At 36.1% G+C, this 23,940-nt stretch carries 26 protein-coding genes and 1 tRNA gene; 8 read left to right on the top strand and 19 right to left on the bottom strand.

The features are described from left to right. Positions 1 to 129 precede the first annotated feature (129 nt). A tRNA-Arg gene (locus ACWV26_RS07650) sits at positions 130 to 202 on the top strand. Between the two features lie 11 nt (positions 203 to 213). On the opposite strand, the gene ACWV26_RS07645 is transcribed toward ACWV26_RS07650, so the two are convergent. The 8 genes from ACWV26_RS07645 to ACWV26_RS07610 form a co-directional block, all read right to left on the bottom strand. Next, the gene (locus ACWV26_RS07645) at positions 214 to 963 is read right to left on the bottom strand and encodes a HoxN/HupN/NixA family nickel/cobalt transporter (RefSeq protein ID WP_455897751.1); all 750 of its coding nucleotides are present in this window, start codon (positions 961 to 963) and stop codon (positions 214 to 216) included. A 68-nt stretch (positions 964 to 1,031) separates the two neighbouring features. Continuing rightward, entirely contained in the window at positions 1,032 to 1,856 is an 825-nt protein-coding gene (locus tag ACWV26_RS07640) for an urease accessory protein UreD (RefSeq protein ID WP_455897750.1), read from the bottom strand. Continuing rightward, entirely contained in the window at positions 1,857 to 2,468 is a 612-nt protein-coding gene (gene ureG / locus ACWV26_RS07635; protein WP_455897749.1) for an urease accessory protein UreG, read from the bottom strand. 19 nt (positions 2,469 to 2,487) lie between these two features. Then, a complete protein-coding gene (locus ACWV26_RS07630) occupies positions 2,488 to 3,174 on the bottom strand; it encodes an urease accessory protein UreF (protein ID WP_455897748.1) in 687 nt (228 codons plus the stop codon). Continuing rightward, on the bottom strand, positions 3,167 to 3,622 hold the full coding sequence (gene ureE / locus ACWV26_RS07625; protein ID WP_455897747.1) for an urease accessory protein UreE: 456 nt from the start codon (positions 3,620 to 3,622) through the stop codon (positions 3,167 to 3,169). Before ureE ends, ACWV26_RS07630 begins: the two co-directional genes overlap by 8 nt. A gap of 11 nt (positions 3,623 to 3,633) precedes the next feature. Beyond that, positions 3,634 to 5,346, bottom strand: a complete 1,713-nt coding sequence (ureC, locus tag ACWV26_RS07620; RefSeq protein WP_455897746.1) for an urease subunit alpha — start codon at positions 5,344 to 5,346, stop codon at positions 3,634 to 3,636. A gap of 2 nt (positions 5,347 to 5,348) precedes the next feature. Continuing rightward, complete coding sequence (locus ACWV26_RS07615; protein WP_455897745.1) at positions 5,349 to 5,666, bottom strand: urease subunit beta; 318 nt, start codon at positions 5,664 to 5,666, stop codon at positions 5,349 to 5,351. Positions 5,667 to 5,685: 19 nt separating this feature from the next. Further along, entirely contained in the window at positions 5,686 to 5,988 is a 303-nt protein-coding gene (locus ACWV26_RS07610) for an urease subunit gamma (protein WP_455897744.1), read from the bottom strand. Between the two features lie 201 nt (positions 5,989 to 6,189). On the opposite strand from ACWV26_RS07610, the gene ACWV26_RS07605 reads away from it, so the two are divergent. After that, positions 6,190 to 7,134, top strand: coding sequence for an urea transporter (locus ACWV26_RS07605; RefSeq protein WP_455897743.1), 945 nt, complete (start codon positions 6,190 to 6,192; stop codon positions 7,132 to 7,134). Positions 7,135 to 7,197: 63 nt separating this feature from the next. Here the strand turns inward: ACWV26_RS07605 and ACWV26_RS07600 are convergent, their stop codons facing one another. The 4 genes from ACWV26_RS07600 to ACWV26_RS07585 all read right to left on the bottom strand — a co-directional run bounded on the left by ACWV26_RS07600 (position 7,198) and on the right by ACWV26_RS07585 (position 10,628). Next, positions 7,198 to 7,413: a hypothetical protein gene (locus ACWV26_RS07600; RefSeq protein WP_455897742.1), complete on the bottom strand. Its 216-nt coding sequence runs from the start codon at positions 7,411 to 7,413 to the stop codon at positions 7,198 to 7,200. After that, the gene (locus ACWV26_RS07595) at positions 7,406 to 7,591 is read right to left on the bottom strand and encodes a hypothetical protein (RefSeq protein ID WP_455897741.1); all 186 of its coding nucleotides are present in this window, start codon (positions 7,589 to 7,591) and stop codon (positions 7,406 to 7,408) included. Before ACWV26_RS07595 ends, ACWV26_RS07600 begins: the two co-directional genes overlap by 8 nt. Positions 7,592 to 7,599: 8 nt before the next feature. Next, positions 7,600 to 8,697: a carboxypeptidase-like regulatory domain-containing protein gene (locus ACWV26_RS07590; protein WP_455897740.1), complete on the bottom strand. Its 1,098-nt coding sequence runs from the start codon at positions 8,695 to 8,697 to the stop codon at positions 7,600 to 7,602. A 197-nt stretch (positions 8,698 to 8,894) separates the two neighbouring features. Then, positions 8,895 to 10,628, bottom strand: a complete 1,734-nt coding sequence (locus ACWV26_RS07585; protein ID WP_455897739.1) for an outer membrane protein assembly factor BamB family protein — start codon at positions 10,626 to 10,628, stop codon at positions 8,895 to 8,897. 189 nt (positions 10,629 to 10,817) lie between these two features. Here ACWV26_RS07585 and ACWV26_RS07580 point away from each other — a divergent pair, with 189 nt between their 5' ends. Further along, positions 10,818 to 11,228, top strand: coding sequence for a cupredoxin domain-containing protein (locus ACWV26_RS07580; RefSeq protein ID WP_455897738.1), 411 nt, complete (start codon positions 10,818 to 10,820; stop codon positions 11,226 to 11,228). A 51-nt stretch (positions 11,229 to 11,279) separates the two neighbouring features. Here the strand turns inward: ACWV26_RS07580 and ACWV26_RS07575 are convergent, their stop codons facing one another. Together ACWV26_RS07575 and ACWV26_RS07570 are read right to left on the bottom strand one after the other, a co-directional pair. Further along, complete coding sequence (locus ACWV26_RS07575) at positions 11,280 to 13,631, bottom strand: putative bifunctional diguanylate cyclase/phosphodiesterase (RefSeq protein ID WP_455897737.1); 2,352 nt, start codon at positions 13,629 to 13,631, stop codon at positions 11,280 to 11,282. Between the two features lie 29 nt (positions 13,632 to 13,660). Next, positions 13,661 to 14,215, bottom strand: coding sequence for a hypothetical protein (locus tag ACWV26_RS07570; RefSeq protein ID WP_455897736.1), 555 nt, complete (start codon positions 14,213 to 14,215; stop codon positions 13,661 to 13,663). 588 nt (positions 14,216 to 14,803) lie between these two features. On the opposite strand from ACWV26_RS07570, the gene ACWV26_RS07565 reads away from it, so the two are divergent. Both ACWV26_RS07565 and ACWV26_RS07560 read left to right on the top strand, forming a co-directional pair. Then, positions 14,804 to 16,060 carry a flavin-dependent oxidoreductase gene (locus tag ACWV26_RS07565; protein ID WP_455897735.1) on the top strand — a complete coding sequence of 419 codons (1,257 nt, stop codon included), beginning with the start codon at positions 14,804 to 14,806 and terminating at the stop codon, positions 16,058 to 16,060. A 1-nt stretch (position 16,061) separates the two neighbouring features. Beyond that, positions 16,062 to 16,355, top strand: a complete 294-nt coding sequence (locus tag ACWV26_RS07560) for a Dabb family protein (protein ID WP_455897734.1) — start codon at positions 16,062 to 16,064, stop codon at positions 16,353 to 16,355. Between the two features lie 64 nt (positions 16,356 to 16,419). Here the strand turns inward: ACWV26_RS07560 and ACWV26_RS07555 are convergent, their stop codons facing one another. Continuing rightward, positions 16,420 to 16,860, bottom strand: a complete 441-nt coding sequence (locus tag ACWV26_RS07555) for a PH domain-containing protein (protein WP_455897733.1) — start codon at positions 16,858 to 16,860, stop codon at positions 16,420 to 16,422. 154 nt (positions 16,861 to 17,014) lie between these two features. On the opposite strand from ACWV26_RS07555, the gene ACWV26_RS07550 reads away from it, so the two are divergent. Together ACWV26_RS07550 and ACWV26_RS07545 are read left to right on the top strand one after the other, a co-directional pair. Further along, positions 17,015 to 18,403, top strand: a complete 1,389-nt coding sequence (locus ACWV26_RS07550) for a TldD/PmbA family protein (protein ID WP_455897732.1) — start codon at positions 17,015 to 17,017, stop codon at positions 18,401 to 18,403. Between the two features lie 2 nt (positions 18,404 to 18,405). Continuing rightward, entirely contained in the window at positions 18,406 to 19,749 is a 1,344-nt protein-coding gene (locus ACWV26_RS07545) for a TldD/PmbA family protein (protein ID WP_455897731.1), read from the top strand. Positions 19,750 to 19,809: 60 nt separating this feature from the next. On the opposite strand, the gene ACWV26_RS07540 is transcribed toward ACWV26_RS07545, so the two are convergent. After that, the gene (locus ACWV26_RS07540; protein ID WP_455897730.1) at positions 19,810 to 20,397 is read right to left on the bottom strand and encodes an NAD(P)H-dependent oxidoreductase; all 588 of its coding nucleotides are present in this window, start codon (positions 20,395 to 20,397) and stop codon (positions 19,810 to 19,812) included. 119 nt (positions 20,398 to 20,516) lie between these two features. Between ACWV26_RS07540 and ACWV26_RS07535 the strand changes: the two genes are divergently transcribed. Continuing rightward, positions 20,517 to 20,960, top strand: a complete 444-nt coding sequence (locus ACWV26_RS07535) for a MarR family winged helix-turn-helix transcriptional regulator (protein WP_455897729.1) — start codon at positions 20,517 to 20,519, stop codon at positions 20,958 to 20,960. Between the two features lie 32 nt (positions 20,961 to 20,992). Here ACWV26_RS07535 and ACWV26_RS07530 read toward each other — a convergent pair whose 3' ends face one another. The 3 genes from ACWV26_RS07530 to ACWV26_RS07520 form a co-directional block, all read right to left on the bottom strand. Continuing rightward, positions 20,993 to 21,265, bottom strand: a complete 273-nt coding sequence (locus ACWV26_RS07530) for an MFS transporter (protein WP_455897728.1) — start codon at positions 21,263 to 21,265, stop codon at positions 20,993 to 20,995. Next, positions 21,258 to 22,490 carry a beta-ketoacyl-ACP synthase II gene (gene fabF, locus ACWV26_RS07525; RefSeq protein WP_455897727.1) on the bottom strand — a complete coding sequence of 411 codons (1,233 nt, stop codon included), beginning with the start codon at positions 22,488 to 22,490 and terminating at the stop codon, positions 21,258 to 21,260. Before fabF ends, ACWV26_RS07530 begins: the two co-directional genes overlap by 8 nt. A 395-nt stretch (positions 22,491 to 22,885) precedes the next feature. Further along, positions 22,886 to 23,878, bottom strand: a complete 993-nt coding sequence (locus ACWV26_RS07520) for a DUF5776 domain-containing protein (RefSeq protein ID WP_455897726.1) — start codon at positions 23,876 to 23,878, stop codon at positions 22,886 to 22,888. Positions 23,879 to 23,940: the final 62 nt, after the last annotated feature.

Here is a 23,940-nt window from a genome sequence, read left to right as displayed (position 1 = left end):
TGTGAAAGTTAGGGAAACTTTTTGATGTATTTTTATAACTTATTGTGATATAATAATGAAAGCTATTTGATTTAATACATACAAATTGAATTATGAAGATTCAACATTTTGTATCCACTTTAAATATTAGCCCTTATAGCTCAGGGGATAGAGCAAAAGTTTCCTAAACTTTAGGTCGCAGGTTCGAATCCTGTTAAGGGCATTTTCTATTTTTTATATCCAAAGATTAAATAACCCTTCATTTATCCCTAAATTATACATATAATATGCACCAAAAATAACACTTATAGCTCCTGTAATGACCCCAAGTGTTCCACTTATGTTTGTACTCTTTTTACTTAATACAAATGGAATTCCAATAATAGTCGTAAAGAAGAGCATACCAATCACTGTCCCAAGTCCAAATATCATAATATAGATAGCTGCTTCTCCTACACTATTAACTGTACTCATTGTTAAAAGTACCATAGCACCGCTTCCTGCTAAACCATGAACTAAGCCGATTAAAGTTGACCCTAAATACGTCGTCTTTTTGTGATGATGGTGATGATGATGTTTGCCTTCGTTTTTGTGAGAATGGACATGTATATGGTCCTCTTCTTCTTCCTCTAATAGATTTAAATCCTCTTCATCCTGAGCATGAGAATGAGTATGTATATGGATGTTTTTAAAAGAAATAATTGTTTTTACACCAAGATAAACAAGCATAACCCCTACTAAAAACTCTAAAGACATTGCCCACTTGTCCGGAATTTCGCCCTTCATAAGAATAATAATTATACCTACTATAAATAATGTAGCGGTATGACCAATTCCCCAAAATACGCCGGCTAAGGATGATTGCCATAACTTCTTACTTTGACTGGCAATTGTAGATACTGCGATTACATGATCTGGTTCAATCGCATGCTTGATTCCTAAAACAAACCCCAATGCAAGTACTGAAAAAATTGTTACATCCATTAAAATCCCCCTGTGCTTCCCTTTTTTATCAGATCCCAGCAACTACAATAATTGCTGGGGTATGACCATTAATATTTCCTTAAAAAACTAGGCCGCTTATCAAACCATTCCTGGCTAAGGATGGTATGAAACTTAGAAAATATGCTTTCTATTGTTTGAGTCTTATTCGCTAAAACACGAACAGTAAACCCTGGAATTGGTAGTAACGATATGCCCATCCTAAAATCACTTGTATTATCTGACAAGGATTGATGTAAACGATCGAGCAGAAGATCATTAACTTTTTCGTCAATCACGATCATGGAACCTAAATGAGAATACCCTTCCATTAAGCCTAAACCTTCCATATTTTGTACGCTTGGATTCAACCTAATATGATCATATACGACAAGCTGATTTTCCATATAAATTTCATTGATCAGTTGCAGCATATCATAGCTAAACTTGTTTCCATCAGGAGACCAACCAGGGGTTATAATATCTGAATAGAGCAGCGAACAACCTTTTTCCATATAGATTACATTTTTTTGTTTATAACGTGCATGTTGATAGCCAATAAGTGGATCTGGAATATATTCAAGATAGCTACCTTCCTTAAGATGAAATTCAGCTTCTTGATAGGCATGTGTATGGGGTGTCTTATATATTTTGGTTGCCGATTGGGTTGTAAGGGTTAATCTCGCCTGATTCTTTAGTGTGGTGATAATTTGATAGCGATCACCGTCTAAATATCCCCCGCCTGGATTTAGAATATAATAGCAGGCTTGACCAGAGTCATCATGATAGACAGGGCGCATGACTTTAAACGCCCCTTGAAAATACACATCACTTGCAATGGTCTTGCCGTATCTTTCCTCTACACCTAATCGTAAAACTCCTGTCCAATTCTCCATCTACGCCAATCCTTTTAAAAGAGCATTTTTCTTTATCCATTCTATGACTTCATCAAGTCCTTCATTCTCTTTTAAATTAGTAAAAACAAAAGGTTTGTCACCACGGAAAACCTTCGTATCTGACGCCATAACATCTAGACTGGCACCAACATAAGGAGCTAAATCTGTTTTATTGATGATAAATAAATCAGATTTGATCATTCCTTGTCCTCCTTTTCGGGGGATTTTTTCCCCTTGAGCCACGTCAATAATGTATATGGAAAAGTCAACCAATTCAGGACTAAATGTGGCAGCTAAATTATCTCCACCACTTTCTACAAAAATAAGTTCTACATCCGGATGCTTCTGTTTTAATTCATTTATAGCAGCGAAATTCATAGAAGCATCTTCACGAATTGCTGTGTGAGGGCACCCTCCTGTTTCGACACCTATGATGCGATCATCTTCAAGTACTCCATTATTCATCAAAAATTTGGCATCTTCTTTTGTATAAATATCATTTGTTACAACTGCCATACTAATTTCATCGTGTAAATGCCGAGTTAACTTTTCGACTAGCATGGTTTTACCTGCTCCAACAGGTCCACCTACACCAATTTTAATTGGTTCCATCACTATCACTTCCTATTTTTTAAGACATAAATATACGTATATTCACACGCTCATGCTTCATTTGAGATAATTCTAACCCTGGTGAAACAATACCAAAATCATCTTCATCTAAATGTTGAATTTTTTCAGTTGCCTTTACTAAAGTTTCTTGGAACTGCTGTAAGGTTTTCTGTCCAGCCGTTTGCCCAAGTGGAATAGCTCGGACTGCATTTTGAACAAGACTTGAAACGGTCGAATATAAATAATACAACGTTGTAGTGGATTTCTGCACACCCAAATGATGACCTACTATTGCAAAAACGATCGCCGGATGACCGAATGATTGCTTGTTTCTTATACGTTCTAAGTAAGTTGAAAAAATGGGTATATCATATAGAGATTGTACAAGGAATAACATCCGTTCCCCTATTCTTTGGGTCCCTTCTCTTGTTTCACGCGGCAAGTTTTGAACCGTAAGCATCTGGTCTAATTTCCAAACTTTCTCAAGGTCATCCTCCTCAAGTGCTTCATAAACAAGGCGAGAAGCAAGCCCATCAGAGTAGATGAGCTGCTCGTTCACATAAACTTGAAGCCATTGTATGAATGACCCCTGATCATGAACTATATCTTCTTGTATATAGCTTTCAAGACCGTATGAATGGCTAAATGCTCCCGTTGGAAAATTTGAATCACAAAGTTGGAATAAAGACAAAATTTGATTATTCATGGCTATGCCCTATATGGCGAAACGCCTGTTTTACTTTCCTCTCTTCCCGTTTAAAAGGAATCTGCAATTGTTGCAGTAGTTCTTCAACAAGATAGTCATATTGGACAAGCATCTCATCTCCCTCAAATTGGGCAGGAAGGTGGCGATTACCCAATTGATGCGCAATCGTCCCCATTTCATATAAATTACGTGGCATAATGATTAATAAGTCATCTGAGATTACATCAACAATAATCATATTTTTGTCATCCATGTATAAAACGTCACCTGCAACAAGGTCAACAGGGTTTTTTAATCGAATGCCAATTTCTTTCCCATGATCTGTTGTGACGCGTTGAATTCGTTTAACTAAGTCTGCGCTCTCTAAGTGGACTTTTTCAATATGTCGCTTTTTCACATCCTCTTTTTCCATTTGATCAATATTCGTTACGATTTCTTCAACTATCAATATATTCACCTCTAGAATAAGAAATATCGTTGTCCCATCGGCACCTTGTCAACAGGGTCGCAAGTGATTAATTCTCCATTTACTTTTACTTCATATGTTTGTGGATCGACTGTTATTTCTGGCGTTTCAGAATTTAGCTTCATGTCTTTTTTCGTTAATTTGCGAATGCCACGAACTGGTAGAACCATTTTTTTCAATCCTAATTTTTCATGTACCTTGTCTTCATACGCTGCTGTGGAGACAAATGTTATACAAGTGCTAGCTAACGCAAGACCTAGTTGACCATACATAGGACGAGATATGATAGGTTGTGGTGTTGGAATTGATGCATTGGCATCGCCCATCAAACCCTCTACAACGAAGCCACTTTTAATCACCATTTCAGGTTTCACAGCAAAAAACGCGGGATCCCAAAGTACTAAATCGGCAATTTTCCCTACTTCAATGGAACCGACGTATTCAGAAATACCATGCGTTATGGCAGGATTGATCGTATATTTGGCAACATAGCGCTTGCAACGATTATTATCTGAAAGCTCTTTGTCGCCATCTAATAAACCTCTTTGCTTTTTCATTTTGTCAGCTGTTTGCCAAATTCGTAATATAACTTCTCCAATTCGGCCCATTGCCTGTGCATCAGAACTAACCATACTAAATACACCCATATCCTGAAGAATATCTTCAGCCGCAATCGTTTCTTTTCGAATCCGTGAATCAGCAAAAGCCAGATCCTCTGGAATCGATGGATTTAGATGGTGACATACCATTAACATATCTAAATGTTCATCTACTGTATTAATCGTATAAGGGAGTGTTGGATTCGTTGAGGATGGAAGAACATTCATATAGCTTGCCGACTTGATTAAATCGGGCGCATGTCCACCACCAGCACCTTCTGTATGGTACATATGGATTACACGGTCTTTTAGCGCTGCAATTGTATTTTCCATAAATCCACCTTCATTTAACGTATCTGCATGAATTGCAACCTGTACATCATATTTTTCAGCTACTGATAATGCATGATCGATGGCAGATGATGTGGCACCCCAGTCTTCATGAACTTTTAATCCAATTGCCCCTGCACGAACTTGTTCTGCTAGAGGTTCCTCTTCTGCTGCTTGTCCTTTACCAGTAAATCCAACGTTTATTGGCATACCTTCTGCAGCTTCGAGCATTCTATGGATATGCCATTCACCAGGCGTAACGGTTGTGGCTTTCGATCCTGCAGCTGGACCAGTTCCTCCACCAATTACAGTTGTAAGACCTGCAGCCAATGCAGTCCTAACCTGTTCAGGATTGATAAAATGGACATGTGTATCAATGCCGCCAGCCGTTAAAATCATGCCTTCACCAGCAATTACTTCTGTTCCTGCACCAATAATAATATTCACATTGTCCATCACTAATGGGTTACCTGCTTTTCCGATTCCAGCAATTTTCCCATCACGGATACCAATGTCTGCTTTATAAATGCCTGTATAATCTAAAATGACCGCATTCGTAATCACTACATCAGCGATTCCATCTGCTCTTGTGACAAGCGGATGTTGTCCCATACCGTCACGTATTACTTTCCCGCCACCAAATACAACTTCGTCTCCATAAGATGTGAAGTCTTTCTCTACTTGAATAATTAGGTCTGTATCTGCTAAACGTATTGAGTCTCCTGTAGTTGGACCATACATCTGAGCGTATTGCTTTCTTGGCATTTTAAAACTCAATTTTAACTCTCCTTTTCTACGGAACCATCCACTTTATTGTTAAATCCATATACTCGACGTTCTCCAGCATAGTCTATAAGTTCAACTTCTTTTTCATCACCAGGTTCAAAACGAACAGCTGCTCCTGCTGGAATATTAAGTCTTTTTCCGAAGGCTTCTTCTCGATTAAATTGAAGTGCTTCATTTACTTCATAAAAGTGAAAATGTGACCCTACTTGAACTGGTCGATCTCCTGTATTAATAGCAGTCAGTTTAATAGCTTGTCGATCAGCATTACAAATTATGTCTTCTTCTTTTAAAAATAATTGGCCCGGTATCATTTAATCTATCCCTCCTGTCTTATTTAATAGGACTATGAACTGTCACAAGTTTGGTACCATCTGGAAAAGTTGCTTCAACTTGAATATCAGGAATCATTTCTGGAATGCCTTCCATTACGTCTTCACGAGACAAAATAGTTGTTCCATATTCCATTAGTTCAGCAACTGTTTTTCCATCCCGCGCACCTTCTAATACTTCATAAGTTATAAAGGCTACAGATTCGGGGTAATTTAATTTAAGCCCTCTATCTTTTCGTCGCTTTGCAAGATCTGCAGCAATAACAATCATGAGCTTGTCAATCTCACGTGGTAACAATTTCATGGAAATACCTCCTTTAACTTAACTTGCTAGTAATAATACCTAGCTAGTTCTCTCCGAATAATTTACTTTTAAAACTCAAAAATAAAAAATATTTCAAGTGGTTTTTGAATATGTGAATAAAACGTTAGAATTTCGCACTATTCTTTTTGTATCACATTCATTTGGTTAATCTTCATCCAATTAAAAAGGAGTTTATTATTCATGGAAACTGACAAACAGCATTCTTTAAGAAATGGGCCAATTTTTTCTTTTATAACAGCTACATTAACGGGGATCTCTCAAGTTATTCTAATAGAGAATGTCATTACTGGGTTGTTAATTCTTATAGCCATAGCCATTTCTTCAATTTACTTAGGTTTAATAGCCCTGTTCTCTTCAATAATGGGCGTTTTCGTAGGGAAAATTGGAGGAGCCGATCCGCATAATATCAATCAAGGTTTGCTTGGATATAATTCTGTTCTAACTGGATTGGCATTAGCATTATTCCTACACGGACCTTTTACGTGGATTGCTGCTTTAGTTGGAGCCGCCGTAGCTGCAGTATTTACAGCTACCATGATGCATTTTATGAAAAATACAGAAATACCATTGTTGACTTTTCCATTTATTATTCTGACTTGGTTTATACTCCTTTCTACTTACAAGTTAGAGCGGTTTCAATTAAGCAAAGCATTAGTTCCTCAAGATTTAACAAATTTTGAATTAGATATTGAAGGAAAAGTTGATCTATTGAGCGCCATCTTTCATGGAATTGGTCAAGTATTTTTTCTAGATAATACGCTATCTGGCATCCTTATATTTATAGCCGTCTTTTGGGGAGGATGGAGAATTGGTCTATATGCAGCCATTGGAAACGCAGTGGCAATTGTTATTGCCTACTTATTAGGCGGTGAACATGAGTTAATCGTTACTGGACTTTATGGATATAACGCAATTTTAACAATCATTGCAGTTTCTGCAGTGTTTAAACATCATTATAATCGTCTTTCCTTGCTAACAGGTATAATTGCTGCTTGTCTATCCGTCCCTATAACAGCAGGACTTTCTACGGCGCTTTTACCATTAGGACTCCCTGCATTAACGATGCCTTTTGTCCTTTGCACATGGCTTTTCCTAGGAGCAAGGAACGTACTTCCGAATATTTAAAAAATGGTTGTCTCAAAATTTTGAGACAACCATTTCTATTTTTCAATTTATGTTTCTTGCTTATTATTGAAGACGATTTGACATCATATGGAAAACTTTTGATTCGATTTCCATCAAGTGTTCGTCGCTTATCGATTGTTGGGGATGAGGATGATACCAATGAATTTTCCCATTATGAACCATTCCTTTATATTCATCCCCTTGAATTTTTAAAGAAAAGTGTGGTCGTTTGTGTGCTGAATCCTCAAAAAGATGATTTACTTCAAAATTTTCAAACATATCTTACCCTCCTTTTTAATACAAAAGGAGTTTTTCCAAATTTATTAATATGTATGCAATGGATATTTTGGGGAGGTTTAGTTATCTTACCTATTTTACATTTAGTAAGTTTCATCATTTCATTCGCCCCAAAATGCCCTTTTTTATCTAAAAAGGGCATCTTAAATTCTTGCTCCATGACGATTATTACTCTATATTTGCCCTAATATGATTCGGTTCTTCTATATTCGGAGGTTGTATTTCATCAGATGTTAAGGTATCTCCCGATTTTTTTTTGTTAAGTAAAAACTCTGAATACCTTGTTTCAAAGAATGTTGGATTTTTTGCCCATTCTGATTTTTTGAGGGTTAAGATAAATGTGCCATCTTCTTTTGGAATTGTTACTTTATATTTTTCTTTTGAATTCACACCGATAATCGTCGCTTTATATAATGCACCAGGTACAATTTTAGTCACCAGTGTCGGTGGTTTATCTTGAATAATCGTACCATATTTTGGAAGAGCAATATCAATTGTTACACCTTTGTCTTCAGGGAAGAAGTAAGCCTTATGATCTGGTAGTGTATAGGTTTTCCCTTTGTACACCACATTTAAAAAATGCGCTTCTTCGTCTTCTGGGAGATAATACATGTAAAATTCACCTTTTGCGTTACTTGGATAAGACATGGTGAATCCTTCAACACCGTCTCTTCTAAGATTTGCGGTTGCTCCTTTTAAAGGCTTTCCATTATAATCCTTAATGGTTCCACTGATTTTATATTTATCAATCACGAATGAGGGATATTTTTCATTTTCATGTAAATTTGCTTGTGCATATACATCCACTAATGCCTTATTTTCTTTATTTTCTTCTATTTTATTAATGGTGATTGGATAGTACACTAAGATTTGGTCTTCTATTTTTAATAAGGATTTTTTCATTTCTACGTTCACTTTTTCCCCATCAATTTTTGCTTCGTTGACATTCACAACTTTTAATGTATTTTGAGCTAATTTATTTTTGTTTATTAGAAAAGATATTTCACCGTTTTTATCGGTATTAACTATCCTTTTATCGGTGATTTGCAAAGCCGCCCCGTAAATGGGCTTGTCTCCTGCTAAAAGCTTTCCTTTTACATGTTCGGTATGCGATCCGTCCATTTTCCAAGATGTATATGTAAAATTGTGTTTTTCTAACTTGAAGGAAACTTTTTGAGGTTCTGTTTTGGTAGGATTTTCTTTTGAGCAAGCAATTAGCATTCCTAGTAGTATACATAGAAATAGGAATGGAATAATTTTTTTCAAAACTTCCCCCCTCCTCTTTCAATTAACTTTCCTCGCTACATGAGGGGTCCGAAGTCTTTACTTTTCGAAGCAGAAACCGCCCACCTGTAACGAAGTACACTAAAAACATTAAGTAATAAAACCCTGTTATTCAAAGAGAATTTATGTCATTTAAACATAATTTGAGACTTATCATACAACCCACTTATTGTAGGTCATTATTTCTTCGATTTACTTGCTGCGTCAGCTTCCGAGCTTGTGCTTTTACCTGTTGAAGCACTGCCTTGTGTTTTATCTCCACCTAGGCCAAATACATAAACTTGTGGGTCGCGACTTGCCGTTGTGATAATCAGATATTGCTTTCCGTCCTTTTCAAAGATAGACGGTGCTGCCGAGATAGTATTTCCATTTGTTTGGAATGACCAAAGTTCTTTTCCAGTTGCTGTTTCAAGGGCTTTTACTTTACCATCTAATTCTCCATAGAATGTAAGCCCTGCTTCCGTACTTGTTAAGCCACCACGTTGTGGATCATCGGTTTTGATTTCCCATTTAATTTTACCTGTATCGAGATCAATTGCAGAAATTTTACCATATGCGTCAACGCTTTCATCTAATGGTACGTAAGAAGTTCCTGCAGCATAGATTCCAGGTGCGCCTTTTTTCTTCGCTTCTGCTTCGTTTTTCGCAGACTTCATAATCATCGGCTGTTCAATAGAAGGAATCAACGTTACGTTTTCTTTTGGGTCAAATGTGTCAGGCGCATAATTCTGGCCACCTAAAACACCAGGATATACTTTTACACCTTTTGAAGTTGGTTCTGGATGATCGATTTTATTGAATGCAACATTTTTGTAAATTGGTGTACCATCTTTTGCATCATAAGCAAACCATTCTCCACCCTTTGTACCAACCGCAACAATTTTCTTTTGCTGGCCTCCAACTTTTGCGGTCATGATTGTAGGTGAATCAGCTGTATCATAATCCCATAAATCATGAGATTGTTGTTGTTGTGCCCAGATTAATTTACCCGTGTTTGCATCAAGTGCCACAACTGAATCGGTATGTGGATTTGCACCTGGGCGAGATTTACCATAGAAGTCAGGTGCTGGATTTCCAACACTTACATAGATATTACCAGATTCTTGATCATAACTCGGTGGCATCCAAACAGCTCCACCACCTCCGAATAGTCCATCTTTTAACCATCCTTCTCCTTTTGGTGGAACAGTCCAGAATGGTTCATCCCATGCAGGCGTTAAGTCATCTGTTTTTAAAGCCATTTCAAATCCACGTACTCCATTGTCACCGCCTGATGAACCGATGAAAATTTTGCCATCTGCTACAACTGGCGCAGTCGTTTCATAGTAACCGTTTTCAGGCGTGATTTCTGGGTAGTAGTCTTTTAGGTGTATAAATTTATCGGTTTTCCCTATTTTAGCATCAATTGATACGACGCCTACATCGTTTGTAATCATATATACTTTACCATCTGCAACTGCAACGCCTCTGTTAACAGTAGGTAATCCAGTCTTTTTCCCTGTTTCAAGGATTTCACTTGGTGGTGTCCATTTCCAAATAACATCCCCAGTAATCGCATCAAATGCAAAGACATAATTTAAACTTGTAGTCACATACGCAACACCATCGACAACGATTGGATAACTTTGGTTTCCGACTGGAATAGTTGAATCTAATTCTCTAAATTTCTTACTCCAGATCACTCCCAATTCTTTTACATTTTCTTTTGTTATTTCACTATAAGGTACATGTCTTGTTAAGCCATAATCATAGCCAAATGTCGGGAAGTTTCCATATGAAGCTTTTGTTACTTCCTCTGTCTTCTTACCAGAATCTTTTGTGTCAGAGCTTTTCTCTGTATCTTGGCTCTGACATGCTGCCAATAAAATAGAAGTTGCCAACAGAATGGAACCATATTTCATTTTTTTATTCATAAGACCTACCCCCTTAATATAATATTTTTTTCTGTTCACATTCTATCGTTCATATGTCATAAATATGACTCCCCTTCACATAAAGATATTAATGCAACAGGTCATGTTTATTATTTTAAAAAAATTTATAAAGTGTTGATTTGGGCGTTTGTTGGCATTACTTAACTAAACTTATAGGAGGAATAATCTTTGAAAAAAATTTTTTCACTTATTATTGTCGGACTATTAGCTGTTTTGGTAGTGGGCTGCGGTGCAAAAGATGAACAACCTTCAACTGATTCCAAAGCAACTGAAAGTTCAGCATCAAACACTGAAAAAGTAAAATCAACTGGCAATGTAGTGGAAGTAACCATTACCTCTAAGAACTTTGATTTTGACCAAAAAGAAATCAAAGCAAAAGTCGGAGATACTGTTAAAATCCATTTCAAAAACGATGAAGGTGCACACGGATTTGGGCTAGATGCGTTTGGTGGTATTAGTATTAAAAATGGCGAAACCGCGGAATTTGTAGTAGATAAAGCGGGAACTTATGAATATTACTGTACGTTAATGTGCGGACAAGGACATGATAATATGATGGGAAAATTGATTGTAGAATAGAGAATAAAAAATGCTGAATCCAACATCATTTTGGATTCAGCATTTTTCTATTCATACCCTATTTTTGAATTGTTTTTTGCACAAGAATCGTTCAATCACTTCAACAGGTTGAGGTTTGCTGTATAAGTATCCTTGGAACTCATCACAACCAATCTCTTTTAGAAACGCTCTTTGAGTTTCGTCTTCTACCCCTTCTGCTATTACCTTGAAGTTAAGACTTTTTGCCATCGTGACAATTAGCTTTACGACGGTTTCATCCTTTACACTTTTCGAAAGAGAGGAGATAAATGAACGATCTATTTTCAGATGATCGATTTGAAAATCAGTTAGATATTGTAAAGAAGAGTAGCCTGTCCCGAAATCATCAATGGCAATTTGGAATCCCATTTGTTTTAGCTTTGCAATTTTAGAAAGGTTTTTTTCAATCGGCCCCATTGCGATACTTTCTGTAATTTCTAATTCAATATGATGTGGATCTACGCCAGTCTCTTCAACCATTTTTGTGATATTTTCGATAAATTCTTCATGATTGAATTGTAAAGAAGAAATATTGACAGCAATTCTAAGAGCAGAGTACCCTTTTTCTTTCCAAGAAACAGCTTGACGGAAAGCCTTTTCCATAATTTGTTCACCGATAGGCAAGATTAAATCCATTTCTTCTGCAAAGGGGATAAAATCATTTGGATAAACAAGCCCAACTCCAGGTCTTTCCCATCGGATTAACGCTTCAACCCCAACCATTTCGTTATTCATTAGTGAAATTTGTGGTTGATAGTGAAGTGTAAATTCATCGCGTTCAAGTGCTTTTCGCAGATCACTTTCCAACTCCATTTTCGGAACCATTGTCATCTTGCTGTTATAAATCTTAAAGTTATTTCGTCCATGTTCCTTCACTTCATACATTGCCGTATCTGCTTTCATCAGCAATGCATCTAAGTTACATCCATGGTCTGGGAATATTGACACACCAATACTTGGAGAAATATGCAGCTCAATATTTTTTAACGTAAAAGTCTCTCGTAGTGTTTCTAGAATATTGGTAGCAATTGTTTGAATCTCCATTTGATCAGTGTTTTCAATCAACAATGCAAATTCGTCACCGCCAAGCCTGCTTACAACTTCATCGGGTACACATCTTACCAGTCTTTCTCCTACTTCTTTTAGCAGAATATCTCCATAAGAATGTCCAAGACTATCATTAATATGCTTGAAACGGTCCAAATCAAGAAGTATAAAGGCCATTTGCTTCTCATCATCGTAATCATTTATTGCTTGGGAAATTCTTTTTTCCATATATCTACGATTAGGCAAACCCGTTACAACATCATGGTAAGCGAGATACTCCATGGAATTGACTGTCTCGATTAATCGATCCGTTCTCTCTTTTACTTTTAGTTCAAGGCCTTCGTTTAGTGTGTTTAAATCATCCACTAATCGATCATTTTCCAACAACGTAATGATTTGTCTTAAAATAATCAATAAAACGCAAATGACCAATCCTAAAATAATCGTATGTTCTTTATATAAAGTACAGATGAAATAAACAGAAAGTAAAAACACACCTAAATACGGTATCATATATTTAAAAAATGGATTTTCCTTACTTTTGCTATTTTTAACATTTGTGACTGAACGTACTTGGCATGCAGAATGATGATAAATCCCTGATAAACCAAGGAAAAGAATTGATAAAATCCATAAAGGTTCATTGATACTACCGAGAGAATAGGTTCCTGTCATTTTCAAGTAAGAAAAAACCGTATCAGCAATAATCTGAGTTGCTAATCCTATAATTAAAAATGATGTTGTCTTTTTTGATAATAAAGTATTAGATGCTATGAGTAAGCTTAAAATTCCAACTAACACACCTAGGTCTAGAACTGGATAAATCAATTCAACACTTAAAAAGTGGATGGTGTCACGGTTTTTTAATAGTGGAGATAGTAAGAAAATCCAACTAAAAGATGCAGCTGCAGACATCGCGATTAACATGTCAAGGAAATAGCGAAACGTAAACAAATTACTCTTAATTGCGTTGATCAATAGAAGTAACGCAATAAAATAGAATCCATTTTGTGCAATCCAAAACTTTTCAGATAAAAAATAGATATCACCGTTTCGATGTAAGATAAATTCATTATAGCTCCAATACAATGTACCTATTAGATAACAAAGAACTCCTATACCAAGAAATAGCCAAAAACTTTTTCCTTTCCCTTGGTGTTTTGAAAAAGTAGAAAAGAGCCATCCAATTGACGCGCAACAAGCGATAATTTGAAACGCAACCCCTCCCCATATAATCATATCTTCACTATGTCTAAATATGAGATTCCAAAGGATGTTTGCTAAGATAAATAAGATGATAAATGAATATGCAAACCTCTTCGTTCTAATACTGTACATCTATTTACTCCAATCTTTTAATTACTCATTCACCAATGCTTTGAATTTGCCTCACGAATCTCTTTTAAATCGAAATCATCCTTACGTTGGTATACTTTTTCAGCATATATAATAGAAGGAATGACGTAATCCCCTTTGTAATATTTCTTTTCACTAACTGCTTCAACTGGGATTTTATACACATTTTTTAATGCCTTGAAGAATACCCTTTCCAGAAGAACAACACAATATTTAATATGATGTTTTTCTGTATATTGAATGAATAAACTAATTAGCTGTTCTAAATTTTTACCTCTATATTGTTTTAATATCGCAACTTTATCAATTTCAATCACTGATCCCGGATCATTCTGAATTATTTCAATCTCCTGAAACGGATAGACCTTATTGATGTTATTATGAGGATTAATTGTGTATTGCTTAAATTCAATGGTGCCAACTTTATGATTTTCAGAATCTGTGATGATATAACGATCAGAAGGAATATGTCCATATTCCAACCCATACCCCTTTTCAAGCCAACATTCTACCCAAATTTGGTTGAAATCGTTTATAAGCGCCAACGAATCTACTTTAATGTACATGAAATTATCCTCCTACAAAATGGTAAAATTTTCTACTATTATATGGATAATTATACTAATTATCATAGGGGAATTTAAGTTACTTTTTATTCGTTTTCTTTATTTCAGAATAATGAAATTAGGATAACTAAATATTAAAATTTCGATTATTTTCATAACGCAATAGGAAAATAGATTCTTTATTAAAAAATATATTTTTAATAATTCATTTTTCAATATAGCAAATTACGCAATATGTATTTTTACAGGTAGGACCTTCTATGTTTTTTATTTAGAAATATACTTCTTTTCTTTTTAAGTAATTTTAAAGTAATGACAAATTTTACATGATGTGATTTTTTTTGTTATAAATACTAGATAGACCCAAAGTCATAGCATATAACTATCTAAATATATCACCTCACTACTATATTCACATAATATATGTTATCTGAAAAAAAATACATAATACAAAAGTCATGATTTCCAGTAGATTATATTTAGCCATATAATAACTACCGATTCAATGACACTTGATATACGATTGAATTGTGAGATAATTAAGAAAAAAAGAAATTATATATAGAATACTCATTTGGAGGGGTTATTTTGTCTACAATTAAATCAGCAATCATCGTTGGTGGCGGTATTGGAGGGCTTGTTACAGCTCTTTCACTTCACCGCGTTGGCGCGTCAGTGCGTGTGTTTGAAAGTGTAGAAACAATTAAAGCACTAGGCGTTGGGATTAATCTTCTGCCACATGCGGTTAAAGTTTTAACTAAATTAGGATTAGAAGAAGAACTTGAAAAAACCGGTTTGCCTACTGCAGAGCTAATGTATGTCAATAAATTCGGTCAAAAGATTTGGCAAGAGGAACGTGGCAAAAGCGCTGGTTATGAATGGCCACAATACTCCATTCATCGCGGAAAACTTCAAATGCTGTTATTAAATGCAGTGAAGAAGGAATTAGGTGAAGACGCTGTTTATACCAGCCACCATCTTCAATCATTTGAAACGCTAAACGATTCAGTAGTTGCTCACTTTATCAACCGTAAAACCGGCGAACAAGTTGGATCCTATCAAGCAGATATCATGATTGCAGCAGATGGCATACATTCAGCTGTTCGTAAATTCTATTATCCAAACGAAGGTTTACCAAAATACAGCGGACGTATTTTATGGCGCGGTATCACAGAATCCACTCCCTATTTAACAGGACGTTCCATGATTATGGCAGGCTATCAAAACCAAAAATTCGTATCGTATCCTATTAGTCCAGAGGCAGCATCACAAGGTCGCTCACTAATCAATTGGATTGCTGAACTTGCTATTGATGACATGCCAGACCGTGCTGATTGGAATAAAAAAATTGATAAAGAAAAATTCGCACCTGCCTTTGCTTCATGGGATTTCGGCTGGTTAGATATTCCAACACTAATTGCAGAGGCAGAAGCAGTCTACGAATTTCCGATGGTTGACCGTGATCCACTACCAAAGTGGACATTTGGTCGTATCACATTACTAGGTGATGCAGCACACCCAATGTATCCAATCGGCTCAAATGGCGCATCTCAAGCAATTCTCGATGCAAATGCATTAAGTGTTGCTATCATAGAAAATGAGGACGCAGAAGATGCGTTAAAAGCATATGAACAAGAAAGACTTGAAAAAACAGCTCATATCGTAATGACAAATCGACAAAATGGCCCAGAAGTCGTTATGCAAATGGCGGAAGACCGTGCACCACAAGGATTTAACAATATAGAAGATGTAATTCCACAATCTGAACTCGAGGAAATTGCGAACAAATACAAACAAATTGCTGGTTTCTCTAAAGAAGTATTGAACAAGAAACAGGAGGCTTAAGATGATTGAACATATTGTGTTGACGAAATTCTCGCCCTCAACAACAGTTGAACAGAAGCAAGAATTAATCCGCAAAACATACCTATTGAAAGAAAAAATCCCAGGCATTGTGGATATTCAGCAAGGGTTTAACTTCTCTAGCAGAAGCAAAGGATTTGATATAGGATTAACCGTTCGTTTCCAAGATCGAGCTTCGTTGGAGAATTATCTCCCCCACCCTGCACATCAAGAAATAAAAGACTATTTAAATGAAATTGGTATAGAAGATAGTATTATTGTGGATTTTGAAATTTAAAAAATTCAAACAAAAGAGCCTCATAGTAAAATGAAGCTCTTTTGTTTATTTCTTATAAAAACATTTATAAATCAATTTGCGCATTCGGACAGCGCTTCTTGATTTCAGAAATGAAAAGCTCTTTGTCTTTAGGGGAAATTTTTACACTTCCTAAAATGGCAGTTTTATAAAAAAGCTCAAGTCCATCATTTGATGATAACAGCCGATAGCCAGTTAAGATTTCTTTGGTGGGAGATATCCTAATAATTTCTTCATAGGGAATTCGACTTTGAAACAAGCCACCTTTCACTAACAAATAGTCTTGATAGAAAACATATATATTAGAAAATGCAGTCCACAAAACAAAGCCAACTGTTAAAACACATAAGGAAAGTACAATAATAGTATCAGTAATCCTTCTTTCATGGTCGAAAATCAATGGAAGTAAAAATACAGCAAGTATGACAATTATGGTGATTGATATGACTACTACAAAATAATGATCAATCTTTGAACGAAATTTCATTATAATCACCCCTAAATTATATACGGATGATTGATTAATAAGGTTTCACCCTTTAACAATAAATAGAAAAAGTTCTCTATCTATTTTTTCTTTCATATATACTAAGAGTTAATCATATAATTTTTAGCTTACAGTATGCATAGGAGGTAGCTATATGTTAAAACAGTCAATTATTGAACATGTGTTGGAACAGGCCCTTTCAACAGGTGGAGATTTTGCTGAAATTTTTGTAGAAGATAAGTACGTCAATTCTTTAACACTATTGAGCAATAAAATAGATAAAAGTATATCTGGACGTGATTTTGGAATTGGTATTCGTATTTTTTCAGGGCTTCAAAGTATTTACACTTATACGAATGATTTTTCTGAAGAAGGGTTACTTGCTGCTGCGAAAAAGGCGGCACTTGCGATAAGTGGTGGCGGTTCTGGCACAATTCATCCACTTCACAAAGAAACCTTCTCTCCACTTCATCCAATATTACAAATGCCTAAATCGGTTGAACACACAAGAAGAGTTGCCGTGATGAGACAGGCTAATGAGATTGCGCGAAATTATGATACGCGGATTAGCCAAGTTGCCGTTCGCTGCTTAGATGAGGAGCAACACGTATTAATTGCTAATTCAGAAGGTAAATTTGTGGAAGATACTCGTGTTCATAGTAGACTAGCTATTCAAACAACTGCTACAGAAGGTACTGAATTACAAACAGGTTTTTATGGTCCCGGTGCACACGCAGGGTTTGAGTTTCTTGAAAATTTGAATTTGGAGTATTATGCGGGTGAGGCTTCTCGTATTGCCATTACGATGCTTCATGCAGATGAATGTCCTAGTGGTAAATTCCCCGTCATTATTGACAACGAATTTGGTGGCGTAATTTTCCATGAAGCATGTGGTCATGGACTAGAAGCTACAGCTGTTGCAAAAAACAATTCCGTATTTGCAAATCGTATTGGTGAAAGAGTCGCTCCTGAAATTGTCACTTATATTGATGACGGTACCCTACAAAACGAATGGGGGTCACTTAATATTGACGATGAAGGCGAAAAAACACGCAAAAACATCTTAATCGAAAATGGCATTTTAAAAGGTTATATGATTGATCAATTCAACGCTCGTCGTATGAATGCAAAACCAACTGGCTCATCACGTCGCCAGTCCTATCGATACCCACCAACTTCAAGAATGACTAATACCTATATTGCGAATGGAAAGTCTACGCCTGAAGAAATTATTGCAGATACGGAGTATGGTATATACGCAAAGTATATGGGTGGAGGGTCTGTTAATACAACCACTGGTGATTACAATTTTGCTATATCAGAAGCGTATATTGTGAGAAACGGCAAAATTGAACGTCCTGTTCGAGGTGCAACACTCATTGGGAATGGACCTAAAACATTGCAACTCGTTGATCGTGTCGGCAATAACTTGGCTCATGGCGCTGGAATGTGTGGAGCACAAAGTGGCAGCCTCCCTGTTAATGTTGGTCAGCCTATGATTCGCGTCAGTGAAATTACAGTTGGTGGAACGAAGGGGGAATAACAATGGATATCGCACAATTCCAAAATCAATTACTAGAAGCTGCTATAAATGCTGGTTTTTCGGAAGCTGAAATTTACTATCAAAGCGCTGAGTCATTTGGTTTCACTCTTTTTGAAGGAGAAATCGATAGCTATGAAACTTCTGTAGATGGTGGACTAGGACTTCGTGGACTCTATAACGGCAAGATGGGCTATTCCTATACAGAAAAAATCGATGAAGATTCCATTCCATTTTTAATCGAAAGTGCAAAATCGAATGCTGATATTCTCGAGGAAGACGATGAATCAGACATCTTTGAAGGAAGTAAAGAATATGCAAATCACGTTTTTTATAACGAAGAATTGGCAAAATTCACAATTCCAGAAAAAATTGCCCTACTTCGCACTATTGAAAAGAAAGTGCTTACTTATGATTCTCGCATTGTAGCACTTGACCATTGTTCTCTATCTGATTATTCATCTGAACGCTCGCTTACCAATAGCAAAGGACTTTCGTTGTCGGAGAAAAAGAACGGACTATATATATACGTCTCTGCAGTAGTGAAAAATGGGAATGAAAAGAAAAATGGAAGTTATGTAAAAATGACGCGAGATTTCTCAACACTTGATGCAGATGAAATTGCGAGTGCTGCTGCTATTGAGGCTCTGTCTTATCTTGGCGAACAATCCATTCCAGCTGGGAATTATCCAATTCTGCTTAGATATGACGCAGCGACTTCATTACTTCGAACATTTTCAGGAATCTTCTCTGCTGAAAATACACAAAAGAACCAATCACTTTTAAAGGGAAAAGTCGGAGAAAAAATAGCATCTAATTCTTTTTCGCTAGTAGATGATCCGTTCCATCCAGCAACACTTTCAGGATCCAATTTCGACGGAGAGGGTGTGGCAACAAAAAAACAGGTGATTATTGAAAATGGCCAACTTCAAACATTGCTCCATAACCGAAAAACGGCTAAAAAAGAAGGTTGTCAAACTACTGGTCATGCCTATAAGGGATCTTATAAAGGCACATTGTCTGTAGCGCCTCAAAATTTGTACATTGCACCTGGTAAAAAAACACAAGATGAAGTCATCTCGCAGGTCGCAGATGGGATTCTTGTAACAAAGCTTGCCGGATTGCATTCTGGTACAAATACAATTTCAGGTGATTTCTCTGTAGCTGCATCGGGGTTCCATATTAAGGATGGTAAAGTGGCTAGTCCAATCAAACAAATTACCATAGCTGGTAACTTTTATGAGCTGATGAAAAATGTAGAAGAGACATGCTCAAATCTGCAATTCCGTTCAGGAGGCTATGGCTCCCCTTCCATATTAGTTAAAGAATTATATGTAACTGTGGAATAGATTTTTTAGTTTAAAAATTCTTGCCTACCTCTAACAAATTCCAGTGGTAGGCAAGTTTTTTTAATTATTTACACTTTTAAAATACCGATACACTTTGTCTAATTTTTTTATTTGCTTTCCATTTGCACTTTCCATATTTCCAAACTCAAAAAACTTCACATCTTTGATTCCTACATATTGAAATACAGCTTTTTTCATTAGCATCTTATGTGCATTATGCAACCAAAAGAGCGGATAATTTGTAGGTCCCCTCATCGTAGAAACACACACGACAGATTCGCCTTTTAAAAGCCCTTCTGGCAATAACCGTTTCTGATCCTTATAGGCAAAATTCAATGCAAATAATTGATCAAAAAAACCAAGTAACATCGCAGGCGGCCTCCCCCACCATATTGGATAGATGAAAACTAGTTGATCTGCCCATGAAATTTGCTTTCGATATTTCTCTAAACTTGGCACACGAAACAAATCACGTCTGCGCTTTTCCTCATTAAAGATTAATACTGGATCAAAACCATCTTCATATAAATCTAACACTTGATACTCACTTACATTAGGATTTTCGTGGCAACCTTCCATGACTTTTTCCAAAAACGCATAATTCAAACTGTTATGATTTGGGTGTGTGTAAATGATGAGCTCGTTCATACTATCCTCCATTTACTTATCATTTGATAAGTAAATAATACTTCTATTTCGTTTTAATTGTCAATAGATAATTGTCTTTTGATAACTTTTTTGCTATCGTATTCAAAAGAGGTGAAACGATGAACAAGCATGAGCTATTTACAAAATTTGTAACATTTGCAACATCCATTCATCAACTAACACATGAATTAACTCAAAACGTCAAATCAGACACGATTACTAATACTCAATATAAAATTCTTGAATACATCTCAGTAAGCGGTCCTGCTACGCCAAGTGAAATAAGTGAATGTCTATATATTTCAATGTCCAATTTAAGCCGTGAATTAAAGAAATTGAGTGATCATCATTTCATTGTCAAATCAATTGACCCAACAGATAGAAGAAAACAATCAATCAGACTATCAAGCGATGGCGATCTTTTAATGAACGAAGCCTTTGCAACTATAGAAGAACAATTTTTACCTAGAATACAACATTTAACAGAACAAGAATTGTATGAAGTAGAACAGGCTCTAGAACTACTCCAGAATAAAATATTAAAAAGATCGGCTAATCATTAAATGATTAGTCGACCTCTTTCATTTTGCTAAACTTATTTTGCTTCTTTTAACTTACCATTATGGTAATAAGTTTTTTTACCTTTTGTTCTGAAATAATCTTCAAGTTCTTCAAGCATTGCCCCTTTGGTTTCAGGAACAAATTTCTTCACGAATTTTATAGCAACAATACAAAAAATTGTAAAGATAAAGAATGTGACAGATAAATCTAAAGTACTTAGTAATGTTGGGAAAGTTAAACTAATGATGAAATTTGTCATCCATAAACAGAAGACACTAACACCTATACCTATTCCAACATTATTCATATTTTTGGAATGCTAGTACTGCATTGTGGCCGCCAAAGCCAAATCCATTTGATAAAGCGATATTAATCGGAGTATTAACCGCTTCATTTGGAACATAATCCAAGTCGCACTCAGAATCTGGATTTGTATAATTAATTGTAGGTGGCGCGATATTTTCTTGTATTGCTTTCATGGTAATAATCGCCTCAACAGCGCCTGCTGCTCCGAATAAGTGACCTGTCATAGACTTAGTTGAACTTACTTTTAAGTTGTAAGCATGTTCTCCAAAAACAGTTTTAATCGCTTTTGTTTCTGATAAATCTCCAGCAGGGGTAGCTGTACCGTGAGCGTTAATATAATCGACATCACTAGGCTTTATACCTGCGCGTTCAATGGCCAGTTTCATCGCATTAGCTGCACCTTCAAAATCCGGTGATGTAATGTGATATGCATCTGTTGTCGCACCATAACCGATAATTTCTCCTAAAATATGAGCACCACGTTTTTTCGCATGTTCATATTCTTCTAAAAATAATACACCAGCACCTTCTGACATGACAAATCCATCTCGCTCTGCATCAAATGGTTTAGATGCTTTTTCAGGCGTATCATTTTGTACAGACATAGCTTTCATACGTGAAAATCCAGCTAAAGCCATCGGCGTAATGACTGCTTCAGAACCGCCTGCTAAAATGGCATCACTATATCCATGAGCAATATTGAAGTACGCTTCGCCAATCGCTTGATTCGCCGTAGCACAAGCTGACACTGGAGAAAAACTTGGACCGCGGAATCCAGTTTTAATAGCAATAATACCAGCTGCTATATTACTAATCATCATAGGAATAAAAAATGGTGACACCCGTTTTGGTCCTTTTTCTAAAAAGGCCTTATGGTTATCTAATAATGTATTTAGACCGCCAATACCAGAACCAATATAGATACCCATTCGATCTTTGTCCACAGTTTCTAAATTAAGATCTGCTTCTTCTAATGCTTGCATTGCAGCGGCATATGCATACTGTGTATATAAATCATATTTATTGATATCTTTCTTTTCGAGATATTTTTCTGCATCAAAATCGTCGATATACCCAGCAATTTGCGTATTAATTCCATCGAATTCTTCTGATTGTAAACGTTTAATACCAGACTTTCCCCTTTTGATATTCTCCCAAAATGTTTCAACGTCATTGCCTAATGGTGACACTACACCCGTTCCAGTCACAACAACTCTACGTTTCATACGTGAATCCCTCCAATTTTATTTAACGTCTATTAAATAAGCCGCTTTTTTGATCATTAATCGCAAATTCCCTCATTAAATAATGCTGTTTTCCCATTGTTGTATAAGGCAATTCCTCGATAAATCTATAGTACCGTGGTTTTTTATAATCTGCTAGCATTGTATGTTTAAACTTAGCCCTTTCACTCTAAAAGAATGCCCGATATACCAGTATCTATAGACAAGATTGACTATATTATTACGGACCATAAACCAGATGAAAAATATATTAATTTTGCAAAGAGAAATGGGATTCAACTTGTTGTTGCAGATAAAAGGCTAAAATAAGTTCATAAAAAGTATTAAAAATTGCTCCCCCTCATTTTTATGACGGAGAGCAATTTTTTTGTATAACTTTAAATGAATGGTCGTCTAACTCCAGCAATAACGTTGCAATGTGAGTTAATGACTTGTGAAATCATAACACGTGGTGGCCATGATTCAATGACTTTGTTGCTTCCTAGATAAATCGCAACATGCCAAATAGTGTGTGTTCCTGGTTGATAATAGAAGATAAGATCCCCTCTTTGTCTATCACTATATTTCACTTTTTTCAGTTTTTTTGATGCAAATAGTTTTCGGCTATTCCATTCATTCCCTGGGTGTGCATGTTGGATGCTTGAAACTGGTACTGGATTGATTCCTCCAGCGTATAAAGCTTGGGTGACTAACCCACTGCAATCGAGACCATAGTTTGGCGAAGATGCAGCACCAACGATATAAGGATTACCCATATACATGTAGGCTTGATCGATCATTGCCTCGATATGCGCTGTACGTCCATCCCATGCACTTGCTTTTAAAGGAGCAATATAACTGTCAATGCCGTACCAAGATTGTTCACTAATTCCAAGCTTTTCCCATGAGGTCAAGTCAACATTTCCTGTGACAGCTAAATGATGTTTTGCTTGAAAATTTCGAACAGCATTAAATGTTGCATTGTTGTATTTTGCATATCCATGTGTCCCGATGATGCCTAATTTACGCATAACCTTCCAAGTTTTTACTCCTTCAAAGTCACGGGATAACGTATATCCTACTTTACCTGTTGGCACAATTTGTTTGTATTGTACTTGATAAAAAGCTTTTGGATTTTGATATCCTTTTGATTTAACAACAAAATATTTATTGGCCGTTACGTATTGTCCATTTGTTAACTGCAATCTCGGCGTTCCTCTTTTTGTTTCTACAACCCTTTTGACATGTAGAAATGTCCCTCTCTTTTGAAAAGCAATTTTCTTAGTAAAGTCAATGTCCTGATACGTATAGATACCAGATTTCACAAGAATGATTTCTGGATTGGCCTCGTAGTATTTTGATTCATTTGCATTGGCATTTATTTTAACCAAAGTCTCCAAACCCAGTATGAAAACAAGCGCAATAAAAAAATGAATGAACCATTTATTTTTTG

The sequence above is a fragment of the Rummeliibacillus sp. JY-2-4R genome (assembly GCF_053847205.1).
This window is presented reverse-complemented; position numbering and strand designations above follow the sequence as displayed.